At 43.6% G+C, this 16,628-nt stretch carries 21 protein-coding genes; 19 read left to right on the top strand and 2 right to left on the bottom strand.

Annotation, left to right across the window (positions count from 1 at the left end; translation table 11 throughout):
- The first annotated feature begins 143 nt into the window (after positions 1-143).
- The 6 genes from GMD5S_RS0206415 to GMD5S_RS0206385 all read left to right on the top strand — a co-directional run bounded on the left by GMD5S_RS0206415 (position 144) and on the right by GMD5S_RS0206385 (position 5,015).
- Entirely contained in the window at positions 144-821 is a 678-nt protein-coding gene (locus GMD5S_RS0206415; protein ID WP_000624077.1) for a tRNA (adenine(22)-N(1))-methyltransferase, read from the top strand.
- A complete protein-coding gene (locus GMD5S_RS0206410) occupies positions 808-1,605 on the top strand; it encodes a Nif3-like dinuclear metal center hexameric protein (RefSeq protein ID WP_000881141.1) in 798 nt (265 codons plus the stop codon). Before GMD5S_RS0206415 ends, GMD5S_RS0206410 begins: the two co-directional genes overlap by 14 nt.
- A gap of 16 nt (positions 1,606-1,621) precedes the next feature.
- A complete protein-coding gene (locus tag GMD5S_RS0206405; protein ID WP_000754638.1) occupies positions 1,622-2,725 on the top strand; it encodes an NAD(P)/FAD-dependent oxidoreductase in 1,104 nt (367 codons plus the stop codon).
- Between the two features lie 82 nt (positions 2,726-2,807).
- A complete protein-coding gene (locus GMD5S_RS10685) occupies positions 2,808-3,050 on the top strand; it encodes a hypothetical protein (RefSeq protein ID WP_008291341.1) in 243 nt (80 codons plus the stop codon).
- A complete protein-coding gene (galE, locus tag GMD5S_RS0206390) occupies positions 3,029-4,048 on the top strand; it encodes a UDP-glucose 4-epimerase GalE (protein WP_001156545.1) in 1,020 nt (339 codons plus the stop codon). Before GMD5S_RS10685 ends, galE begins: the two co-directional genes overlap by 22 nt.
- A 1-nt stretch (position 4,049) precedes the next feature.
- A complete protein-coding gene (locus tag GMD5S_RS0206385) occupies positions 4,050-5,015 on the top strand; it encodes a glycosyltransferase family 2 protein (protein ID WP_008292642.1) in 966 nt (321 codons plus the stop codon).
- Between the two features lie 75 nt (positions 5,016-5,090).
- On the opposite strand, the gene GMD5S_RS10540 is transcribed toward GMD5S_RS0206385, so the two are convergent.
- Entirely contained in the window at positions 5,091-5,294 is a 204-nt protein-coding gene (locus tag GMD5S_RS10540) for a ferredoxin (RefSeq protein ID WP_002874767.1), read from the bottom strand.
- Between the two features lie 45 nt (positions 5,295-5,339).
- Between GMD5S_RS10540 and GMD5S_RS0206380 the strand changes: the two genes are divergently transcribed.
- The 10 genes from GMD5S_RS0206380 (at position 5,340) to whiA (ending at position 12,402) form a co-directional block, all read left to right on the top strand.
- Entirely contained in the window at positions 5,340-5,849 is a 510-nt protein-coding gene (locus tag GMD5S_RS0206380; protein WP_000410192.1) for an SAG1386/EF1546 family surface-associated protein, read from the top strand.
- 9 nt (positions 5,850-5,858) lie between these two features.
- Positions 5,859-6,533, top strand: a complete 675-nt coding sequence (gene cmk, locus GMD5S_RS0206375; protein WP_000849412.1) for a (d)CMP kinase — start codon at positions 5,859-5,861, stop codon at positions 6,531-6,533.
- Between the two features lie 118 nt (positions 6,534-6,651).
- On the top strand, positions 6,652-7,158 hold the full coding sequence (locus GMD5S_RS0206365; RefSeq protein ID WP_000162314.1) for a dihydrofolate reductase: 507 nt from the start codon (positions 6,652-6,654) through the stop codon (positions 7,156-7,158).
- Positions 7,158-7,328: a hypothetical protein gene (locus tag GMD5S_RS0206360; protein ID WP_000442252.1), complete on the top strand. Its 171-nt coding sequence runs from the start codon at positions 7,158-7,160 to the stop codon at positions 7,326-7,328. Before GMD5S_RS0206365 ends, GMD5S_RS0206360 begins: the two co-directional genes overlap by 1 nt.
- 31 nt (positions 7,329-7,359) lie before the next feature.
- Positions 7,360-8,592 carry an ATP-dependent Clp protease ATP-binding subunit ClpX gene (gene clpX / locus GMD5S_RS0206355; RefSeq protein WP_002874765.1) on the top strand — a complete coding sequence of 411 codons (1,233 nt, stop codon included), beginning with the start codon at positions 7,360-7,362 and terminating at the stop codon, positions 8,590-8,592.
- An 8-nt stretch (positions 8,593-8,600) separates the two neighbouring features.
- Positions 8,601-9,188 carry a ribosome biogenesis GTP-binding protein YihA/YsxC gene (gene yihA, locus GMD5S_RS0206350; RefSeq protein ID WP_000405203.1) on the top strand — a complete coding sequence of 196 codons (588 nt, stop codon included), beginning with the start codon at positions 8,601-8,603 and terminating at the stop codon, positions 9,186-9,188.
- A 9-nt stretch (positions 9,189-9,197) separates the two neighbouring features.
- Positions 9,198-9,578 (top strand): RidA family protein, encoded by a 381-nt coding sequence (locus GMD5S_RS0206345; protein WP_001140428.1) that lies wholly within the window; start codon positions 9,198-9,200, stop codon positions 9,576-9,578.
- Positions 9,579-9,629: 51 nt separating this feature from the next.
- Positions 9,630-10,520 (top strand): RNase adapter RapZ, encoded by an 891-nt coding sequence (gene rapZ / locus GMD5S_RS0206340; protein WP_000163039.1) that lies wholly within the window; start codon positions 9,630-9,632, stop codon positions 10,518-10,520.
- Entirely contained in the window at positions 10,517-11,494 is a 978-nt protein-coding gene (locus GMD5S_RS0206335) for a YvcK family protein (RefSeq protein ID WP_001231066.1), read from the top strand. Before rapZ ends, GMD5S_RS0206335 begins: the two co-directional genes overlap by 4 nt.
- The gene (whiA, locus tag GMD5S_RS0206330; protein WP_000011290.1) at positions 11,491-12,402 is read left to right on the top strand and encodes a DNA-binding protein WhiA; all 912 of its coding nucleotides are present in this window, start codon (positions 11,491-11,493) and stop codon (positions 12,400-12,402) included. Before GMD5S_RS0206335 ends, whiA begins: the two co-directional genes overlap by 4 nt.
- A 31-nt stretch (positions 12,403-12,433) precedes the next feature.
- On the opposite strand, the gene GMD5S_RS0206325 is transcribed toward whiA, so the two are convergent.
- Positions 12,434-13,402, bottom strand: coding sequence for an NAD(P)/FAD-dependent oxidoreductase (locus tag GMD5S_RS0206325; RefSeq protein WP_000081038.1), 969 nt, complete (start codon positions 13,400-13,402; stop codon positions 12,434-12,436).
- Between the two features lie 136 nt (positions 13,403-13,538).
- Here GMD5S_RS0206325 and cdaA point away from each other — a divergent pair, with 136 nt between their 5' ends.
- The 3 genes from cdaA to glmM are packed head-to-tail and all read left to right on the top strand — an operon-like array spanning position 13,539 to position 16,563.
- Positions 13,539-14,396 carry a diadenylate cyclase CdaA gene (gene cdaA / locus GMD5S_RS0206320; protein ID WP_001011081.1) on the top strand — a complete coding sequence of 286 codons (858 nt, stop codon included), beginning with the start codon at positions 13,539-13,541 and terminating at the stop codon, positions 14,394-14,396.
- Positions 14,383-15,180 carry a CdaR family protein gene (locus GMD5S_RS0206315; RefSeq protein WP_001230924.1) on the top strand — a complete coding sequence of 266 codons (798 nt, stop codon included), beginning with the start codon at positions 14,383-14,385 and terminating at the stop codon, positions 15,178-15,180. Before cdaA ends, GMD5S_RS0206315 begins: the two co-directional genes overlap by 14 nt.
- Positions 15,181-15,210: 30 nt before the next feature.
- On the top strand, positions 15,211-16,563 hold the full coding sequence (gene glmM / locus GMD5S_RS0206310; RefSeq protein ID WP_008292635.1) for a phosphoglucosamine mutase: 1,353 nt from the start codon (positions 15,211-15,213) through the stop codon (positions 16,561-16,563).
- Positions 16,564-16,628 lie beyond the last annotated feature (65 nt).

Raw genomic sequence — 16,628 nt, 5'->3', positions numbered from 1 at the left:
AAAATCAAAGAGCAAACTAGGAAACTAGCCGCAGGCTGTACTTGAGTACGGCAAGGCGACGTTGACGCGGTTTGAATTTGATTTTTGAAGAGTATGAAATGTGGTATAATAAGAGGTAACAGAGTTTTGGAAAGTGAGAGAAGATGATTTCAAAGAGATTAGAATTGGTGGCGTCCTTTGTGCCCCAAGGTGCTGTGTTACTAGATGTGGGGAGTGACCATGCTTATCTGCCTATCGAGTTGGTCGAGAGAGGGCAAATTGAAGGTGCCATTGCAGGCGAAGTGGTGGTTGGTCCCTACCAGTCTGCGGTCAAAAATGTAGAGGCTCACGGTCTAAAGGAGAAAATCCAAGTCCGTTTAGCCAATGGTTTGGCATCTTTTGAAGAATCTGATCAAGTATCGGTCATCACTATTGCTGGTATGGGCGGGCGCTTGATTGCAACGATCCTAGAAGAAGGCTTGGACAAGCTTGCGAATGTAGAACGTTTAATCCTCCAGCCCAATAATCGTGAAGACGACTTGCGCATCTGGCTACAAGACCACGGTTTTCAAATCGTAGCAGAAAGCATCCTAGAAGAAGCTGGCAAGTTTTATGAAATTCTAGTTGTGGAAGCAGGACAAATGAAGCTATCAACCAGTGATGTTCGCTTTGGACTTTTCTTGTCCAAAGAAGTCAGCTCAGTCTTTATCAAAAAATGGCAAAAAGAAGCTACTAAGCTAGAGTTCGCTCTTAGCCAAATCCCAGAAAAAAATCTGGAGGAACGTCAAGTTCTAGTAGATAAAATTCAAGCCATCAAGGAGGTGCTCCATGTTAGCAAGTGAAGTAATTAACGCATATGAAGCCTTTTGCCCTCAGGAATTTTCAATGGAGGGAGATAGCCGTGGCCTGCAAATTGGAACTTTGGACAAGGATATCCAAAGGGTCATGGTTGCCCTTGATATTCGTGAAGAGACGGTGGCAGAGGCTATTGAAAAGGGTGTGGATTTGATTATCGTCAAGCACGCGCCAATTTTCCGTCCCATCAAGGACTTGGTAGCCAGCCGTCCGCAAAATCAGATTTACATCGACCTTATCAAGCATGACATCGCCGTTTATATCAGTCACACCAATATTGACATCGTTGAGAATGGTCTCAATGACTGGTTCTGCCAGATGCTAGGCATTGAGGAGACGACTTATCTCCAGGAAACAGGTCCAGAACGTGGGATTGGGCGTATTGGTGACATTCAACCACAGACTTTTGGAGCATTTGCTCAGCATATCAAGCAAGTCTTTGGTCTAGATAGCCTTCGAATGGTGCATTATCAAGAGAGTGATTTGCAGAAGCCTATTTCAAGAGTGGCCATCTGTGGCGGTAGTGGTCAATCTTTCTATAAGGATGCTTTAGCTAAGGGGGCAGATGTCTACATTACTGGTGACATCTACTACCACACTGCCCAGGATATGTTGTCTGATGGCCTGTTGGCATTGGATCCAGGTCACTATATAGAAGTGCTTTTTGTGGAAAGAGTCGCAGCACTTCTTACTCAATGGAAGGAAGAGAAAGGCTGGGACATTGATATTTTACCTAGTCAAGCATCGACCAATCCTTTCCACCATATCTAGTTAGAAAGTGAAGACAATGAAAAAAGTTGCCATTATTGGAGCAGGGATTGTAGGGGCAACTGCTGCCTACTACCTTTCTAAAGAAAGTGACCTAGAGGTGACCGTTTTTGACCATGGACAAGGTCAGGCTACCAAAGCAGCAGCGGGAATTATCAGTCCTTGGTTTTCCAAACGCCGTAATAAAGCCTGGTACAAGATGGCGCGCTTGGGAGCTGACTTTTATGTGGATTTGTTGGCTGATTTAGAAAAGTCTGGTCAGGAAATCGACTTTTACCAACGCTCAGGAGTTTTTCTCTTGAAAAAGGATGAATCCAAACTAGAAGAACTTTATGAACTAGCCCTCCAGCGTAGAGAAGAATCTCCCTTGATAGGCCAGTTAGATGTTCTGAATCAAGCATCTGCCGATGAATTATTCCCTGGTTTGCAGGGATTCGACCGCCTGCTCTATGCTTCTGGTGGAGCGAGAGTAGATGGTCACCTCTTAGTAACTCGTTTGCTAGAAGCCAGTCAAGTCAAGCTGGTCAAAGAAAAAGTGAGTCTGACACCTTTAGCATCCGGCTATCAGATTGGTGAAGACTTGTTTGATCAGGTTATTTTAGCGACGGGAGCTTGGTTGGGTGACATTTTGGAGCTTTTAGGGTATGAGGTAGATGTTCGTCCCCAAAAGGGACAGCTCCGAGATTATCAACTCTCCGAAGACCTAGCATCTTACCCTGTTGTCATGCCGGAAGGAGAGTGGGATTTGATCCCTTTTGCAGGTGGGAAATTGTCTTTAGGAGCTACCCATGAAAACGACATGGGATTTGACTTGACGGTGGATGAAACCTTGCTCCAGCAAATGGAGGATGCGGCCTTGCCTCACTATCCAGCCTTGGCAGGAGCGAAATCATCGGGTGAGCGTGTGGGAATTCGTGCTTACACCAGTGATTTCTCGCCTTTCTTTGGGGAAGTACCTGGCTTAGCAGGTGTCTATGCGGCTAGTGGCCTAGGTTCATCAGGCCTCACAACTGGGCCTATCATTGGTTACCACTTAGCTCAACTGATCCAAGACAAGGAATTGACCTTGGACCCAGTAAACTATCCAATTGCAAACTATGTCAAACGAGTAAAAAGCGAATGATACTCAATGAAAATTAAAGAGCAAGCTAGGAAGCTAGCCACAGGCTGCTCAAAGCACTGTTTTGAGGCTGTGGATAGAGCTGATGAAGTCAGCTCAAAACACTGTTTTGAGGTTGTGGATAGAACTGACGAAGTCAGTAACCATACCAACCCACGGCAAGGCGAAGCTAACGTGGCTTGAAGAGATTTTCGAAGAGTATAAGCATTTTACTGAAATTTTAGCAGATAGTTTAGGATGTCAAATGACATTCCCTATCAAAAATGATAAAATAAGAAAAAATAATCCGAGAATCGAGGAAGAAAGATGCAAGAAAAGATTTTGGTAACTGGTGGTGCTGGATTTATCGGAACCCACACTGTTATTGAGTTGATCCAAGCAGGTCATCAAGTGGTTGTGGTGGATAATCTTGTCAATAGCAATCGTAAAAGTTTAGAAGTTGTTGAAAGAATCACAGGAGTTGAGATTCCTTTTTATGAGGCAGATATCCGTGACACAGATACACTCAGAGATATTTTCAAGCAGGAAGAACCGACTGGTGTCATTCACTTTGCGGGTTTGAAGGCTGTTGGTGAATCAACCCGTATCCCTCTTACCTACTATGACAACAATATCGCAGGAACTGTCAGCCTTCTAAAAGCCATGGAAGAAAATAACTGTAAGAACATCATCTTCAGTTCTTCTGCGACAGTTTACGGAGACCCTCATACAGTTCCAATCTTAGAAGATTTCCCACTTTCAGTGACCAATCCATATGGTCGTACTAAGCTCATGCTAGAGGAAATTTTGACGGATATCTACAAGGCAGACTCAGAATGGAACGTGGTATTACTTCGTTACTTTAACCCAATCGGAGCGCATGAAAGTGGAGACCTAGGAGAAAATCCAAATGGAATTCCAAACAATCTCTTACCTTATGTTTCACAAGTAGCAGTTGGCAAACTAGAGCAAGTGCAAGTATTTGGAGATGATTACGATACAGAAGATGGAACTGGTGTTCGTGACTATATCCATGTCGTAGACCTGGCCAAAGGTCACGTTGCAGCTTTGAAAAAACTCCAAAAAGGTTCAGGTCTTAATGTTTATAACCTTGGAACTGGGAAAGGTTACTCCGTTCTTGAAATTATTCAAAACATGGAAAAAGCAGTGGGACGTCCTATTCCTTACCGCATCGTAGAACGCCGCCCAGGTGATATAGCTACCTGCTACTCAGACCCAGCAAAAGCCAAAGCAGAACTGGGCTGGAAAGCAGAACTCGACATCGCCCAAATGTGTGAAGACGCATGGCGTTGGCAAAGCAAGCATCCAAATGGATTTGAAGACTAAGATGATGATTTCAATCATTGTCCCATGTCTAAACGAAGAGGAAGTACTTCCTCTTTTTTATCAGTCTGTGGAAGCTCTGCTTCCTGACTTGGGAGCAGAGGTCGAATATGTCTTTGTAGACGATGGCTCAAGCGATGGGACTTTAGAGCTTTTAAAGACCTATCGGGAGCAAAATCCTGCGGTCCGTTATGTCTCATTCTCACGAAATTTTGGGAAAGAGTCAGCCTTATACGCAGGCTTGCAGCATGCAACTGGAGACTTGGTGGTCGTGATGGATGCAGACCTTCAGGATCCTCCTAGTATGCTACTTGAGATGAAGGCCTTACTAGACCAGAATGCAGACTTAGACTGTGTTGGGACACGGAGAACTAGTCGGGAGGGAGAACCCTTTTTCCGTAGTCTCTGTGCGAACCTCTTTTACCGCCTCATGCAAAAAATTAGCCCAGTAGCCTTGCCCTCAGGTGTCCGTGATTTTCGCATGATGAGAAGGTCTGTAGTAGATGCTATTTTAACCCTGACCGAATCCAATCGTTTTTCTAAAGGACTCTTTGCCTGGGTGGGTTTTAAAACGCACTATCTGGACTATCCAAACGTTGAACGACAGGCTGGCAAGACCAGTTGGAGTTTTAGACAACTCTTTTTCTACTCGATTGAAGGGATTCTTAACTTTTCAGATTTTCCCTTGAGTATAGCCTTTGTAGCGGGACTCCTATCTTGTTTTCTTTCTTTTGTGATGACTGTTTTTGTAGTGTTTCGGACTCTTATTCTGGGAAATCCGACATCTGGTTGGACGTCTTTGATGGCTGTCATTCTCTTTCTTGGAGGGATTCAACTCCTGACGATTGGGATTCTCGGTAAGTATATTAGTAAGATTTATCTAGAAACCAAAAAAAGACCACTCTATCTCGTCAAAGAAAAAAGTGACCTTTCTGTTATTGAAGGAAAAAATAACCAAAAAAGACTATAATTTTACCTAGAAATATGCTAAACTAGTAAGTGTGGGAAAAATGAGAAAAAATCAATTATATTTATTCCCTGCTTCCTACGATGGATCTTTTAGAAGTGCTCTTGTAGGACAATTTTTGATGGCCTCCAGAACATCGCTGGTCTCAGCGATTTCTCTTTGCAATTCAACTGGATCATCGTAAAATCGAACGATTCCATTATCATGGTAATCGAAGAGTTCAGAATAGGTTTGGCAAAGCCCGCAGGCAATGCACCGTTCGGGTATAAGTGTGACTTTCATATTTATATTGTAATAAGAAAATGTAAAAAAAACAAGGAGTAAGGTATGGAAAAAGAACCGTGGCAAGAAGATATTTACGAAAACAATGAGGAAGAAACAAGATCAGAGCGTCGACACCGGAAACAAAAAGGGAAAGGCGTTGTTGCGAATCGTGTCTTAACGGTTCTAGCCAGCCTCTTCTTTGTAATTGTTGTAGCGATGGTAGTTGTATTGATTTACCTATCAACCGGTGGAAGCAATCGTACATCATCTTTGAAGGACTTCTATGATGCATCGTCTCCTTCTACAAGTTCAAGTTCTAAAGTGGAAGAATCATCATCTTCAAGTAGCAAGGTAGAGGAAACAGCTTCTTCTGAATCAACACCTTCACAGAGCAGTTCGGAAGAACATACTACAGAGGGTGAAGGAACACTTACAGTACAGCCTGGAGAGGGAGAAGCAGCTCTTGCTCAACGTGCAGGGATTTCCATTGCCCAGCTAGAAGCCCTAAATCCTTCTCACATGTCATCTGGATCTTGGTTTGCCAACCCAGGTGATGTGATTAAGACAAGATAGGAGTCGGTCATGAAGACAATTCAAATTGCTATCGATGGTCCAGCTTCGAGTGGCAAGAGTACGGTCGCAAAGATTGTCGCTAAGGATTTTGGATATACTTATCTCGATACAGGTGCTATGTACCGTGCTGCGACTTATATAGCGCTCAAGCACCAGTTGAATGCAGAAAATGTAGACCAACTTCTTGAGCTTCTTAACCAACACCCCATTAGTTTTGGACGTTCAGAAACAGGTGAGCAACTTGTTTTTGTAGGAGATGTTGATATTACCCATCCGATTCGTGAAAATGAAGTGACCAACAAGGTTTCAAGCATCGCTGCCATTCCTGAGGTGCGTGAGAAACTGGTTTCGCTCCAGCAAGAGATTGCTCAGCAAGGTGGTATCGTCATGGATGGGCGTGATATCGGGACAGTTGTTTTACCACAAGCTGAACTCAAGATTTTCTTAGTGGCTTCTGTTGAAGAAAGAGCAGAGCGTCGTTACAAGGAAAATATTGCTAAAGGGATTGAAACAGACCTTGAAACGTTGAAAGAAGAGATTGCTGAGCGTGACTACAAGGATAGTCACCGTGAAACCTCACCTCTCAAACAGGCTGAGGATGCAGTTTACCTTGACACAACTGGACTAAGTATCCAAGAAGTGGTTGAAAAAATCGAATCAGAAGCAAAAAAATATATGTCCTAGGGACGATAGGAGCAGGCTGAATGAAGCCTGCTCCTTTTCTCTCTTTTGCGCGCGTTTCAAAACAGCCTTTTTGGGAGAATTTTGATAAAATAGTAGTATCAATAAAAAGGACGGAAGCATGACAAAGAAAATCATAGCCATTTGGGCCCAAGATGAAAAAGGTGTGATTGGGAAAGAAAATCGTCTCCCTTGGCATTTGCCAGCAGAGTTGCAACATTTTAAGGAAACAACTTTAAATCATGCTATACTGATGGGTCGAGTGACCTTTGATGGCATGGGACGTCGTCTGCTTCCAAAACGGCAAACCTTGATTTTAACGCGCAATAGCGAAGAAGTCATAGATGGGGCGCTCGTATTTCAAGATGTGGAGTCTGTTTTAGCGTGGTATCAGAGTCAGGGAAAAAATCTCTATATCATTGGCGGAAAACAGATTTTTCAGGCTTTTGAGCCCTATTTAGATGAAATCATCGTGACACAGATTCATGCTCAGGTGGAGGGAGACACCTATTTCCCTGAGGATTTTGACTTGTCTCTTTTTGAGACAGTCGCAAGCAAATCTTATGAGCGAGATGAGAAAAACAACTATGATTTCACCATCCAATACCGAAAGAGAAAGGAAGTCTAATGGAGCGCAGTATATTTGGATTTTTTACAGCTTTTTTGTGTGTGATCTGTATTTTGACTGGAGCACAGGCTTTTCGTAAGAAGCGCTATGGACTGTCTGCCTTACTCTGGTTGAATGCTTTTACCAATCTGGTCAATAGTGTCCACGCTTTTTATATGACCTTATTTTAGATAGAATGATAAATTAGAATGGAAGGAAATCATGCCTACAAATAGGAAAAATGATATGATGGTTTATTGCTCATTTTGTGGCAAAAGCCAAGAAGAAGTAAAGAAAATAATCGCTGGGAATAATGCCTTTATCTGTAATGAATGTGTGGAATTGGCCCAGGAAATCATTCGGGAGGAGTTGGCTGAGGAAGTCTTGGCAGACTTGTCTGAAGTACCAAAACCAATCGAGCTCCTCAATATCTTGAACCACTATGTTATCGGTCAAGATCGTGCCAAACGTGCCTTGGCAGTGGCAGTTTACAACCACTACAAACGCATCAATTTCCACGATACGCGTGAAGAGTCAGAAGATGTGGATTTGCAGAAGTCAAACATCTTGATGATTGGCCCAACTGGTTCTGGGAAAACTTTCTTGGCCCAAACCTTGGCTAAGAGCTTAAATGTGCCTTTTGCTATCGCAGATGCGACAGCTCTGACTGAGGCTGGTTATGTGGGTGAGGACGTGGAAAACATCCTCCTCAAACTCTTGCAGGCTGCTGACTTTAACATCGAACGTGCAGAGCGTGGAATTATCTACGTGGATGAAATTGACAAGATTGCCAAGAAGAGCGAGAACGTGTCTATCACACGTGATGTTTCGGGTGAAGGGGTACAACAAGCTCTTCTCAAGATTATCGAGGGAACTGTCGCTAGCGTACCGCCTCAAGGTGGACGCAAACATCCGCAACAAGAGATGATTCAGGTAGATACCAAGAATATCCTCTTCATCGTGGGTGGTGCCTTTGATGGTATCGAAGAAATCGTTAAACAGCGTCTGGGTGAAAAAGTCATCGGATTTGGTCAAAATAACAAGGCGATTGATGAAAATAGCTCTTACATGCAAGAAATCATCGCAGAAGATATTCAAAAATTCGGTATTATCCCTGAGTTGATTGGACGCTTGCCGGTCTTTGCTGCTCTTGAGCAATTGACGGTCGATGACTTGGTTCGCATCTTGAAAGAACCAAGAAATGCCTTGGTGAAACAATACCAAACCTTACTTTCTTATGATGACGTTGAGTTGGAATTTGACGACGAAGCCCTTCAAGAGATTGCTAATAAAGCCATCGAACGCAAAACTGGTGCGCGTGGTCTTCGCTCAATCATTGAAGAAACCATGCTAGATGTTATGTTTGAAGTGCCAAGTCAGGAAAATGTGAAATTGGTCCGCATCACAAAAGAAGCTGTTGATGGAACGGAAAAACCAATCCTAGAAACAGCCTAGAGGTGACTATGGAAATCAATACACACAATGCTGAAATCCTGCTCAGTGCGGCAAACAAGTCTCACTATCCGCAGGATGAACTGCCAGAGATTGCCCTAGCAGGGCGTTCAAATGTTGGCAAGTCTAGCTTTATCAACACCATGCTCAACCGCAAAAATCTGGCTCGTACATCAGGAAAACCTGGGAAAACCCAGCTACTCAACTTTTTTAACATTGATGACAAGATGCGTTTTGTGGATGTACCAGGTTATGGCTATGCCCGCGTTTCTAAAAAGGAACGTGAAAAATGGGGGCGCATGATTGAGGAGTATTTGACCACTCGGGAAAATCTCCGTGCCGTGGTCAGTCTGGTGGATCTCCGCCACGACCCGTCAGCAGATGATGTACAGATGTATGAATTTCTCAAGTATTATGAGATTCCGGTTATCATCGTTGCGACTAAGGCAGATAAGATTCCCCGTGGTAAGTGGAACAAGCACGAATCAGCAATTAAAAAGAAATTAAACTTTGACCCAAGTGACGACTTCATCCTCTTTTCATCTGTCAGCAAGGCAGGGATGGATCAGGCTTGGGATGCAATATTAGAAAAATTGTGAGGGAAAGAAATGGCAAAAACAATTCATACAGACAAAGCTCCAAAGGCTATCGGACCTTATGTTCAAGGGAAAATCGTTGGCAATCTTTTGTTTGCTAGCGGTCAAGTTCCCCTATCTCCTGAAACTGGAGAAATTGTAGGAAAAACAATCCAAGAACAGACAGAACAAGTCTTGAAAAATATCGGTGCTATTTTGGCAGAAGCAGGAACAGACTTTGACCATGTTGTTAAAACAACTTGCTTCTTGAGCGATATGAATGACTTTGTTCCTTTTAACGAGGTTTACCAGACTGCCTTTAAAGAGGAATTTCCAGCTCGTTCAGCTGTAGAGGTTGCACGTCTTCCTCGTGATGTAAAAGTCGAAATTGAAGTGATCGCAGAGATTGGATAAGCTAGTTGAAGTTTGGCTCTGCCAAACTTTTTTTGATATAAGGAGAGATAGATGACAAAGAAACAACTTCACCTGGTGATTGTGACAGGGATGAGTGGCGCAGGGAAAACAGTAGCCATTCAGTCCTTCGAAGATTTGGGATATTTTACCATTGACAATATGCCGCCAGCCCTCTTGCCAAAGTTTTTGCAGTTGGTAGAGACCAAGGATGATGACCATAAGTTAGCCCTAGTAGTCGATATGCGTAGTCGTTCCTTCTTTTCAGAGATTCAGGCTGTTTTGGATGAATTGGAAAACCAAGATGATTTGGACTTCAAAATCCTCTTTTTAGACGCAGCAGATAAGGAATTGGTAGCCCGTTACAAGGAAACCAGACGGAGTCACCCACTTGCTGCAGATGGTCGAATTTTAGATGGCATTAAGCTGGAACGTGAACTTTTGGCACCTTTGAAAAACATGAGCCAAAATGTGGTGGATACGACAGAACTCACCCCACGTGAACTTCGTAAAACCATTGCTGAGCAATTTTCAGACCAAGAACAAGCCCAGTCTTTCCGTATCGAGGTCATGTCTTTTGGATTCAAGTATGGTATTCCTATCGATGCAGACTTGGTCTTTGATGTCCGTTTTTTGCCAAATCCATACTACCTTCCGGAACTCCGCAATCAGACAGGTGAGGATCAAGCAGTTTATGACTATGTGATGAATCATGAAGAGTCTGAAAGTTTCTATCAGCACTTACTCGCTTTGATTGAACCCATTTTGCCAAGTTACAAAAAAGAAGGCAAGTCTGTTTTAACCATTGCAGTAGGATGTACAGGTGGACAGCACCGTAGTGTTGCCTTTGCAAAACGAATCGCTGAGGACCTTGCTAAAAACTGGCCTGTCAATGAAAGCCATCGTGACAAAGACAGAAGAAAGGAAACGGTAAACCGTTCATGAGAAAACCAAAGATAACGGTAATTGGTGGAGGAACAGGTATCCCCGTCATTTTGAAAAGTTTGCGAGAAAAGGATGTTGAGATCGCAGCCATCGTAACGGTAGCTGATGATGGTGGATCTTCTGGTGAGCTAAGAAAGAATATCCAACAGCTGACACCACCAGGTGATCTCCGTAATGTCCTTGTGGCCATGTCGGATATGCCCAAGTTTTATGAGAAGGTTTTTCAGTACCGTTTCTCAGAAGAGGCCGGAGCATTTGCGGGTCATCCACTGGGGAATATCATCATAGCAGGGCTCTCTGAAATGCAAGGGTCCACTTATAATGCCATGCAGCTGCTAAGTCTCTTTTTCCACACAACAGGAAAAATCTACCCCTCAAGCGATCAGCCTTTGACACTGCATGCAGTCTTTAAAGATGGTTCTGAGGTGGCAGGTGAGAGCCACATTGCAGATCATCCAGGTATGATCGACCATGTCTATGTGACCAATACCTTGGATGATGAAACACCCCAAGCCAGCCGTCGAGTGGTCAATACTATCCTCGAGAGTGATATGATCGTCTTGGGGCCTGGTTCCCTCTTTACATCGATTTTGCCCAATATTGTCATTGAGGAGATTGGGCAGGCTCTCTTGGAGACTAAGGCAGAGATCGCTTACGTCTGCAATATCATGACCCAGCGTGGGGAAACAGAGTACTTTTCAGACAGTGACCACGTGGAAGTCCTCCATCGACACTTAGGTCGGCCTTTTATCGATACGGTCTTGGTGAATATCGAGAAGGTTCCTAGAGAATACATGGATACCAACCGTTTTGATGAATATTTGGTTCAGGTAGAGCATGATTTTGCTGGTCTTTGCAAGCAGGTTCCTCGTGTGATTTCATCCAACTTCCTTCGTTTGGAAAATGGAGGAGCCTTCCATGATGGCGATTTGATTGTAGACGAATTGATGCGCATCATACAGGTGAGAAAATGAGTTTTACAGTTGCAGTAAAAGAAGAAATTCTTGGTCAACACCATCTCAGTCGTCATGAATTGTCTGCCATCATCAAGATGTCTGGCAGTATCGGTCTCTCGACTTCTGGCCTGACCTTGTCTGTTGTGACTGAAAATGCTAAGTTGGCTCGGCATCTCTATGAGTCCTTTCTCCATTTTTATGAGATTAAGTCAGAAATTCGACACCATCAGAGAAGCAATCTTCGCAAGAATCGTGTCTACACGGTCTATACCGATGAGAGGGTGCAGGAGCTTTTGGCTGATTTGCGACTTGCGGATTCTTTCTTTGGTTTGGAGACAGGCATTGATCCTGATATTTTAGCAGATGAAGAAGCTGGTCGTGCTTACTTATGTGGGGCCTTTCTGGCAAATGGTAGCATCCGAGATCCGGAGTCTGGTAAGTATCAGTTGGAGATTAGTTCCGTTTATCTGGACCATGCACAAGGATTGGCCTCTCTCCTCCAGCAGTTTTTGCTGGACGCTAAGGTTATTGAGCGAAAGAAAGGTGCAGTTACCTATCTCCAGCGGGCAGAAGACATTATGGATTTCTTGATTGTGATTGGGGCCATGCAGGCGCGTGATAATTTTGAGCGCGTCAAGATTTTGCGTGAAACCCGTAATGATCTCAATCGAGCCAATAACGCTGAAACAGCCAATATCGCTCGAACGGTTTCTGCTAGTATGAAGACTATCAACAATATCAGTAAAATCAAAGATAGAATGGGTTTGGAAAATTTACCAGTGGATTTGCAGGAGGTGGCTCGCTTACGGATCCAGCACCCAGACTACTCTATCCAGCAGTTGGCGGATAGCCTGAGCAATCCCCTGACCAAAAGTGGTGTCAACCACAGACTCAGAAAAATAAACAAGATTGCAGATGAACTATAAAACCACGAATCGTTGATCCGTGGTTCTTTTATTATAAACTGGTTGAGTGTTTGGGTTGTACTTTTTGCTCAGGGTCGATGTAGTTAATGGAATTGTTGACAGCAGTTGGTGCTTCACCAAGACCTGTTGCAATCAAGTCAATCTTACCATCGTAGTAGCAGCAGTCACCGATAGCGTAAATTCCAGCTTGGCTTGACTCCTGCTTGCTATTGACAATAATCTTATGGCGGTTGAGATCTAGACCCCAGTTTTTAAGATTTCCGACAGAGGACTTGAAGCCGTAGTTGACAAAGAGGTGGTCTACCTCAATCGTTTCGGCTTCATCCGATTTGATTTTTGTGATTTCCAGTTTATCAAGTGTTTTTCCATTTCCAAGGAGTTGGCTAGGAACGAATGGTGTCTTGATAGTCACAGATGATTCTTGTAGGGCTTGCACACTGTGTTCCAAGGCACGGAAGTTATCTCGACGGTGAACAAGAGTAGTTGGGGCGATTTTTTCGAAAGCCAATGCCCAGTCAACTGCTGAGTCCCCTCCACCAAGGATGGTCACTTTCTTACCAGCGTATTGCTGGATATTGGCAACGTGGTAGTGGATATTTTCATAGTTTTCGACGCCATCTAATTCGAGCGGACGAGGTTTAAAGGCACCACCACCCATGGCAATGATGACTGTTTTGGTCAGGTGGCTGCCCTTGTTGGTTGTGATGGTAAAACCTTGATCTTGTTTCTCTATTTCAAGAACAGTTTCGTTGAGGTGAACAGGTGTGTCAAAGCCATCTAGCTGCTCAAGTAAACGCTTGGTTAACTCTTCTCCAGTTAAGTTTGAAAAACCTGGCACATCAAGGATTTGCTTTTCAGGGTAGAGGATGGCAGGCTGACCACCGAGCTGGGGAAGAGAGTCGATGATTTGGACTTTGGCTTGGCGTAGGTGAGCGTAAAAGGCAGCAAAGAGGCCGACAGGACCGCCACCTACAATGGTAATATCATAGAGTTGAGACATGATTTCTCCTTCGTTTTTTCTAGTCAGTTTATTTTATCATAATTTTGCTTAATTTAAAATGAAGTAGGATGGGGAAAAAATGAGCAGAAAATGGTATAATAGTACGGAAAGTGTTTTGACAGGGAGGAGGCCAGGGATGAATTTTCAACAATTATCCAATTTGCAATACTGGACGAGTTTGTTTTCAAGTCCTTGGACGATAGTCATCAATCTGATTGATATTTTGATTGTGACTTATATTTTGTATCATTTTACCAAAGCGATTGCAGGGACTAAAATCATGATCTTGGTTCGGGGAGTTTTGGTCTTTATTCTAGGTCAGATTCTGTCCAATATGATTGGCTTAACGACCATTTCATGGTTGATCAATCAGATTATCACCTACGGGGTTATCGCAGCGGTGGTTATCTTTTCGCCAGAGATTCGGACTGGTTTGGAGAGATTAGGTCGAGCTACTGATTTCTTCTACAATGCCCCTATTAGTGCAGAAGAGCAAATGGTTCGTGCCTTTGTCAAATCAGTCGAGTACATGAGTCCGCGTAAGATAGGTGCTCTGGTTGCTGTTCAGCGAGTGAGAACCTTGCAGGAATATATCTCTACTGGAATTCCTCTAGATGCGAAAATCTCATCCGAGTTATTGATTAATATCTTTATCCCTAATACTCCCTTGCATGATGGTGCTGTCATTATCAAGGAAGACCGGATTGCCGTCACTTCAGCCTATCTACCCCTGACCGAAGATACCGGGATTTCCAAGGAGTTTGGAACGCGTCACAGGGCGGCGATTGGTTTGTCGGAAGTGTCAGATGCTCTTACCTTTGTGGTTTCGGAAGAAACGGGTGGAATCTCAATCACCTATAATGGAGTCTTTAAGCATGATTTGACCTTGGAAGAGTTTGAATCGGAGTTAAGAAGAATCTTACTTCCAAAATCAGAGAAAAAGCAAGGTCTGAAAGAGCGCTTGCTAGGAGGATTGAAACATGAGAAAAAATAGTCTATACATCATTTCTTCCTTCTTTTTCGCCTGCATTCTCTTTATCTATGCAACATTGACAAACTATCAGAATAGCAACAGTGCCAGACAGGTGCGGACGGAGACTTATACAAACACAGTTCTTAATGTCCCAATTGATATTCAGTATGACAGTGATCAGTATTTTATCAGTGGTTTTACATCTGAGGTGACGGTCTTTCTAACAGGCTCAAACAGAGTTGCTTTAGCGAGTGAGATGCAGGAAAGTACCCGCAAATTTAAGGTGACGGCTGATCTTTCTGATGCTAGTGTAGGAACCATCGAAGTTCCTCTGACTATTGAAAATTTACCGAGTGGTTTGACGGCTGTTGCGACACCGCAAAAGATAACAGTGAAGGTTGGTAAAAAAGCAAAACGAGACAATGTCATTGTTGTGCCGGAGATTGATCCTAGTCAGATTGATTCTCGCGTGAAAATCGATACCGTTACTGTATCAGATGAAAAAGTAACGGTTATTAGTGATGAGGAAACCCTCTCCAAAGTAGATCGTGTCATTGCCATCTTACCGACGAGTGAACGGATAACTAGAAACTACTCGTCCTCTGTTCCTCTACAAGCAGTCGATAAAAATGGAAATGTCTTACCAAGCGTCATTATGCCATTTGACACTACAATGAAAATTACAACCAAAACAGTATCGTCTAGCTCGAGTTCTTCGTCTATGACCTCATCAACAGGGTCCTCGACTAGCAGCTCGTCTTCAACGAGTTCAGAAACAAAACCAGACTCGTCTAAACAAGAATAAATAAAAAAGTAGAAAAGGATGATTAACAACATGGGTAAATATTTTGGGACCGATGGAGTCCGTGGAGAAGCAAACGTAGAACTGACGCCAGAATTGGCCTTTAAATTAGGACGTTTTGGTGGATATGTTCTTAGTCAACATGAAACGGAAGCCCCTAAAGTCTTTGTAGGACGTGATACACGTATCTCAGGAGAAATGCTAGAATCTGCCTTAGTGGCAGGTCTCCTCTCTGTAGGGATTCACGTCTACAAACTCGGTGTCCTTGCAACACCAGCAGTAGCTTATTTGGTCAAAACTGAGGGAGCCAGTGCAGGTGTCATGATTTCCGCTAGTCACAACCCAGCCCTTGATAATGGAATTAAATTCTTTGGTGGGGATGGCTTCAAACTTGATGATGAAAAAGAAGCAGAAATCGAAGCCTTGTTGGATGCTGCCGAAGACACCCTTCCTCGTCCAAGTGCCAAAGGATTGGGAACCTTGGTGGACTATCCAGAAGGTTTGCGTAAGTATGAAGGCTACCTTGTTTCAACTGGAACTCCTCTTGAAGGGATGAAAGTGGCCTTGGATACAGCTAACGGTGCAGCGTCTACGAGTGCTCGTCAAATCTTTGCAGACCTTGGGGCTCAAATAACTGTTATCGGCGAGACACCAGATGGTCTTAACATCAACTTGAATGTGGGTTCTACACATCCAGAAGCTCTTCAAGAAGTGGTCAAAGAAAGCCAGTCAGCTATTGGTTTGGCCTTTGACGGAGACAGTGACCGCTTGATTGCTGTTGATGAAAATGGCGACATCGTCGATGGTGATAAGATCATGTACATCATCGGGAAATACCTTTCTGAAAAAGGCCAGTTGGCTCAAAATACCATCGTGACAACGGTTATGTCTAACCTTGGCTTCCATAAGGCCTTGGAGAGTGCTGGTATTAACAAGGCAGTGACTGCTGTTGGTGACCGCTATGTCGTTGAAGAAATGAGAAAATCAGGCTACAACCTTGGTGGTGAACAGTCTGGTCACGTTATCTTGATGGACTACAATACAACTGGTGATGGTCAATTATCAGCTGTCCAATTGACTAAAATCATGAAAGAAACAGGCAAGAGCTTGTCTCAACTGGCATCAGAAGTGACGATTTACCCACAAAAACTGGTCAATATCCGAGTGGAAAATGCCATGAAAGAAAAAGCCATGGAAGTACCAGCCATTAAAACCATCATCGAAAAGATGGAAGAGGAAATGGCAGGGAACGGTCGTATCCTTGTCCGCCCAAGTGGAACAGAACCCCTCTTGCGTGTCATGGCAGAAGCGCCAACAACAGAAGAAGTGAACTACTACGTAGATACGATTGCTGCTGTTGTTAAAGATGAAATCGGAATTGACTAAAGCCTAGAAAACTAGATGAAATGATAAAAATGTGGTACAATTGCATAGTAAATTGTAGCAATGGG

The organism is Streptococcus sp. GMD5S (genome assembly GCF_000298715.2).
Taxonomy (GTDB): Bacteria; Bacillota; Bacilli; order Lactobacillales; family Streptococcaceae; genus Streptococcus.
The sequence above is the reverse complement of the archived record's forward strand: the minus strand, read 5'-3'. Positions and strand labels throughout refer to the sequence as shown.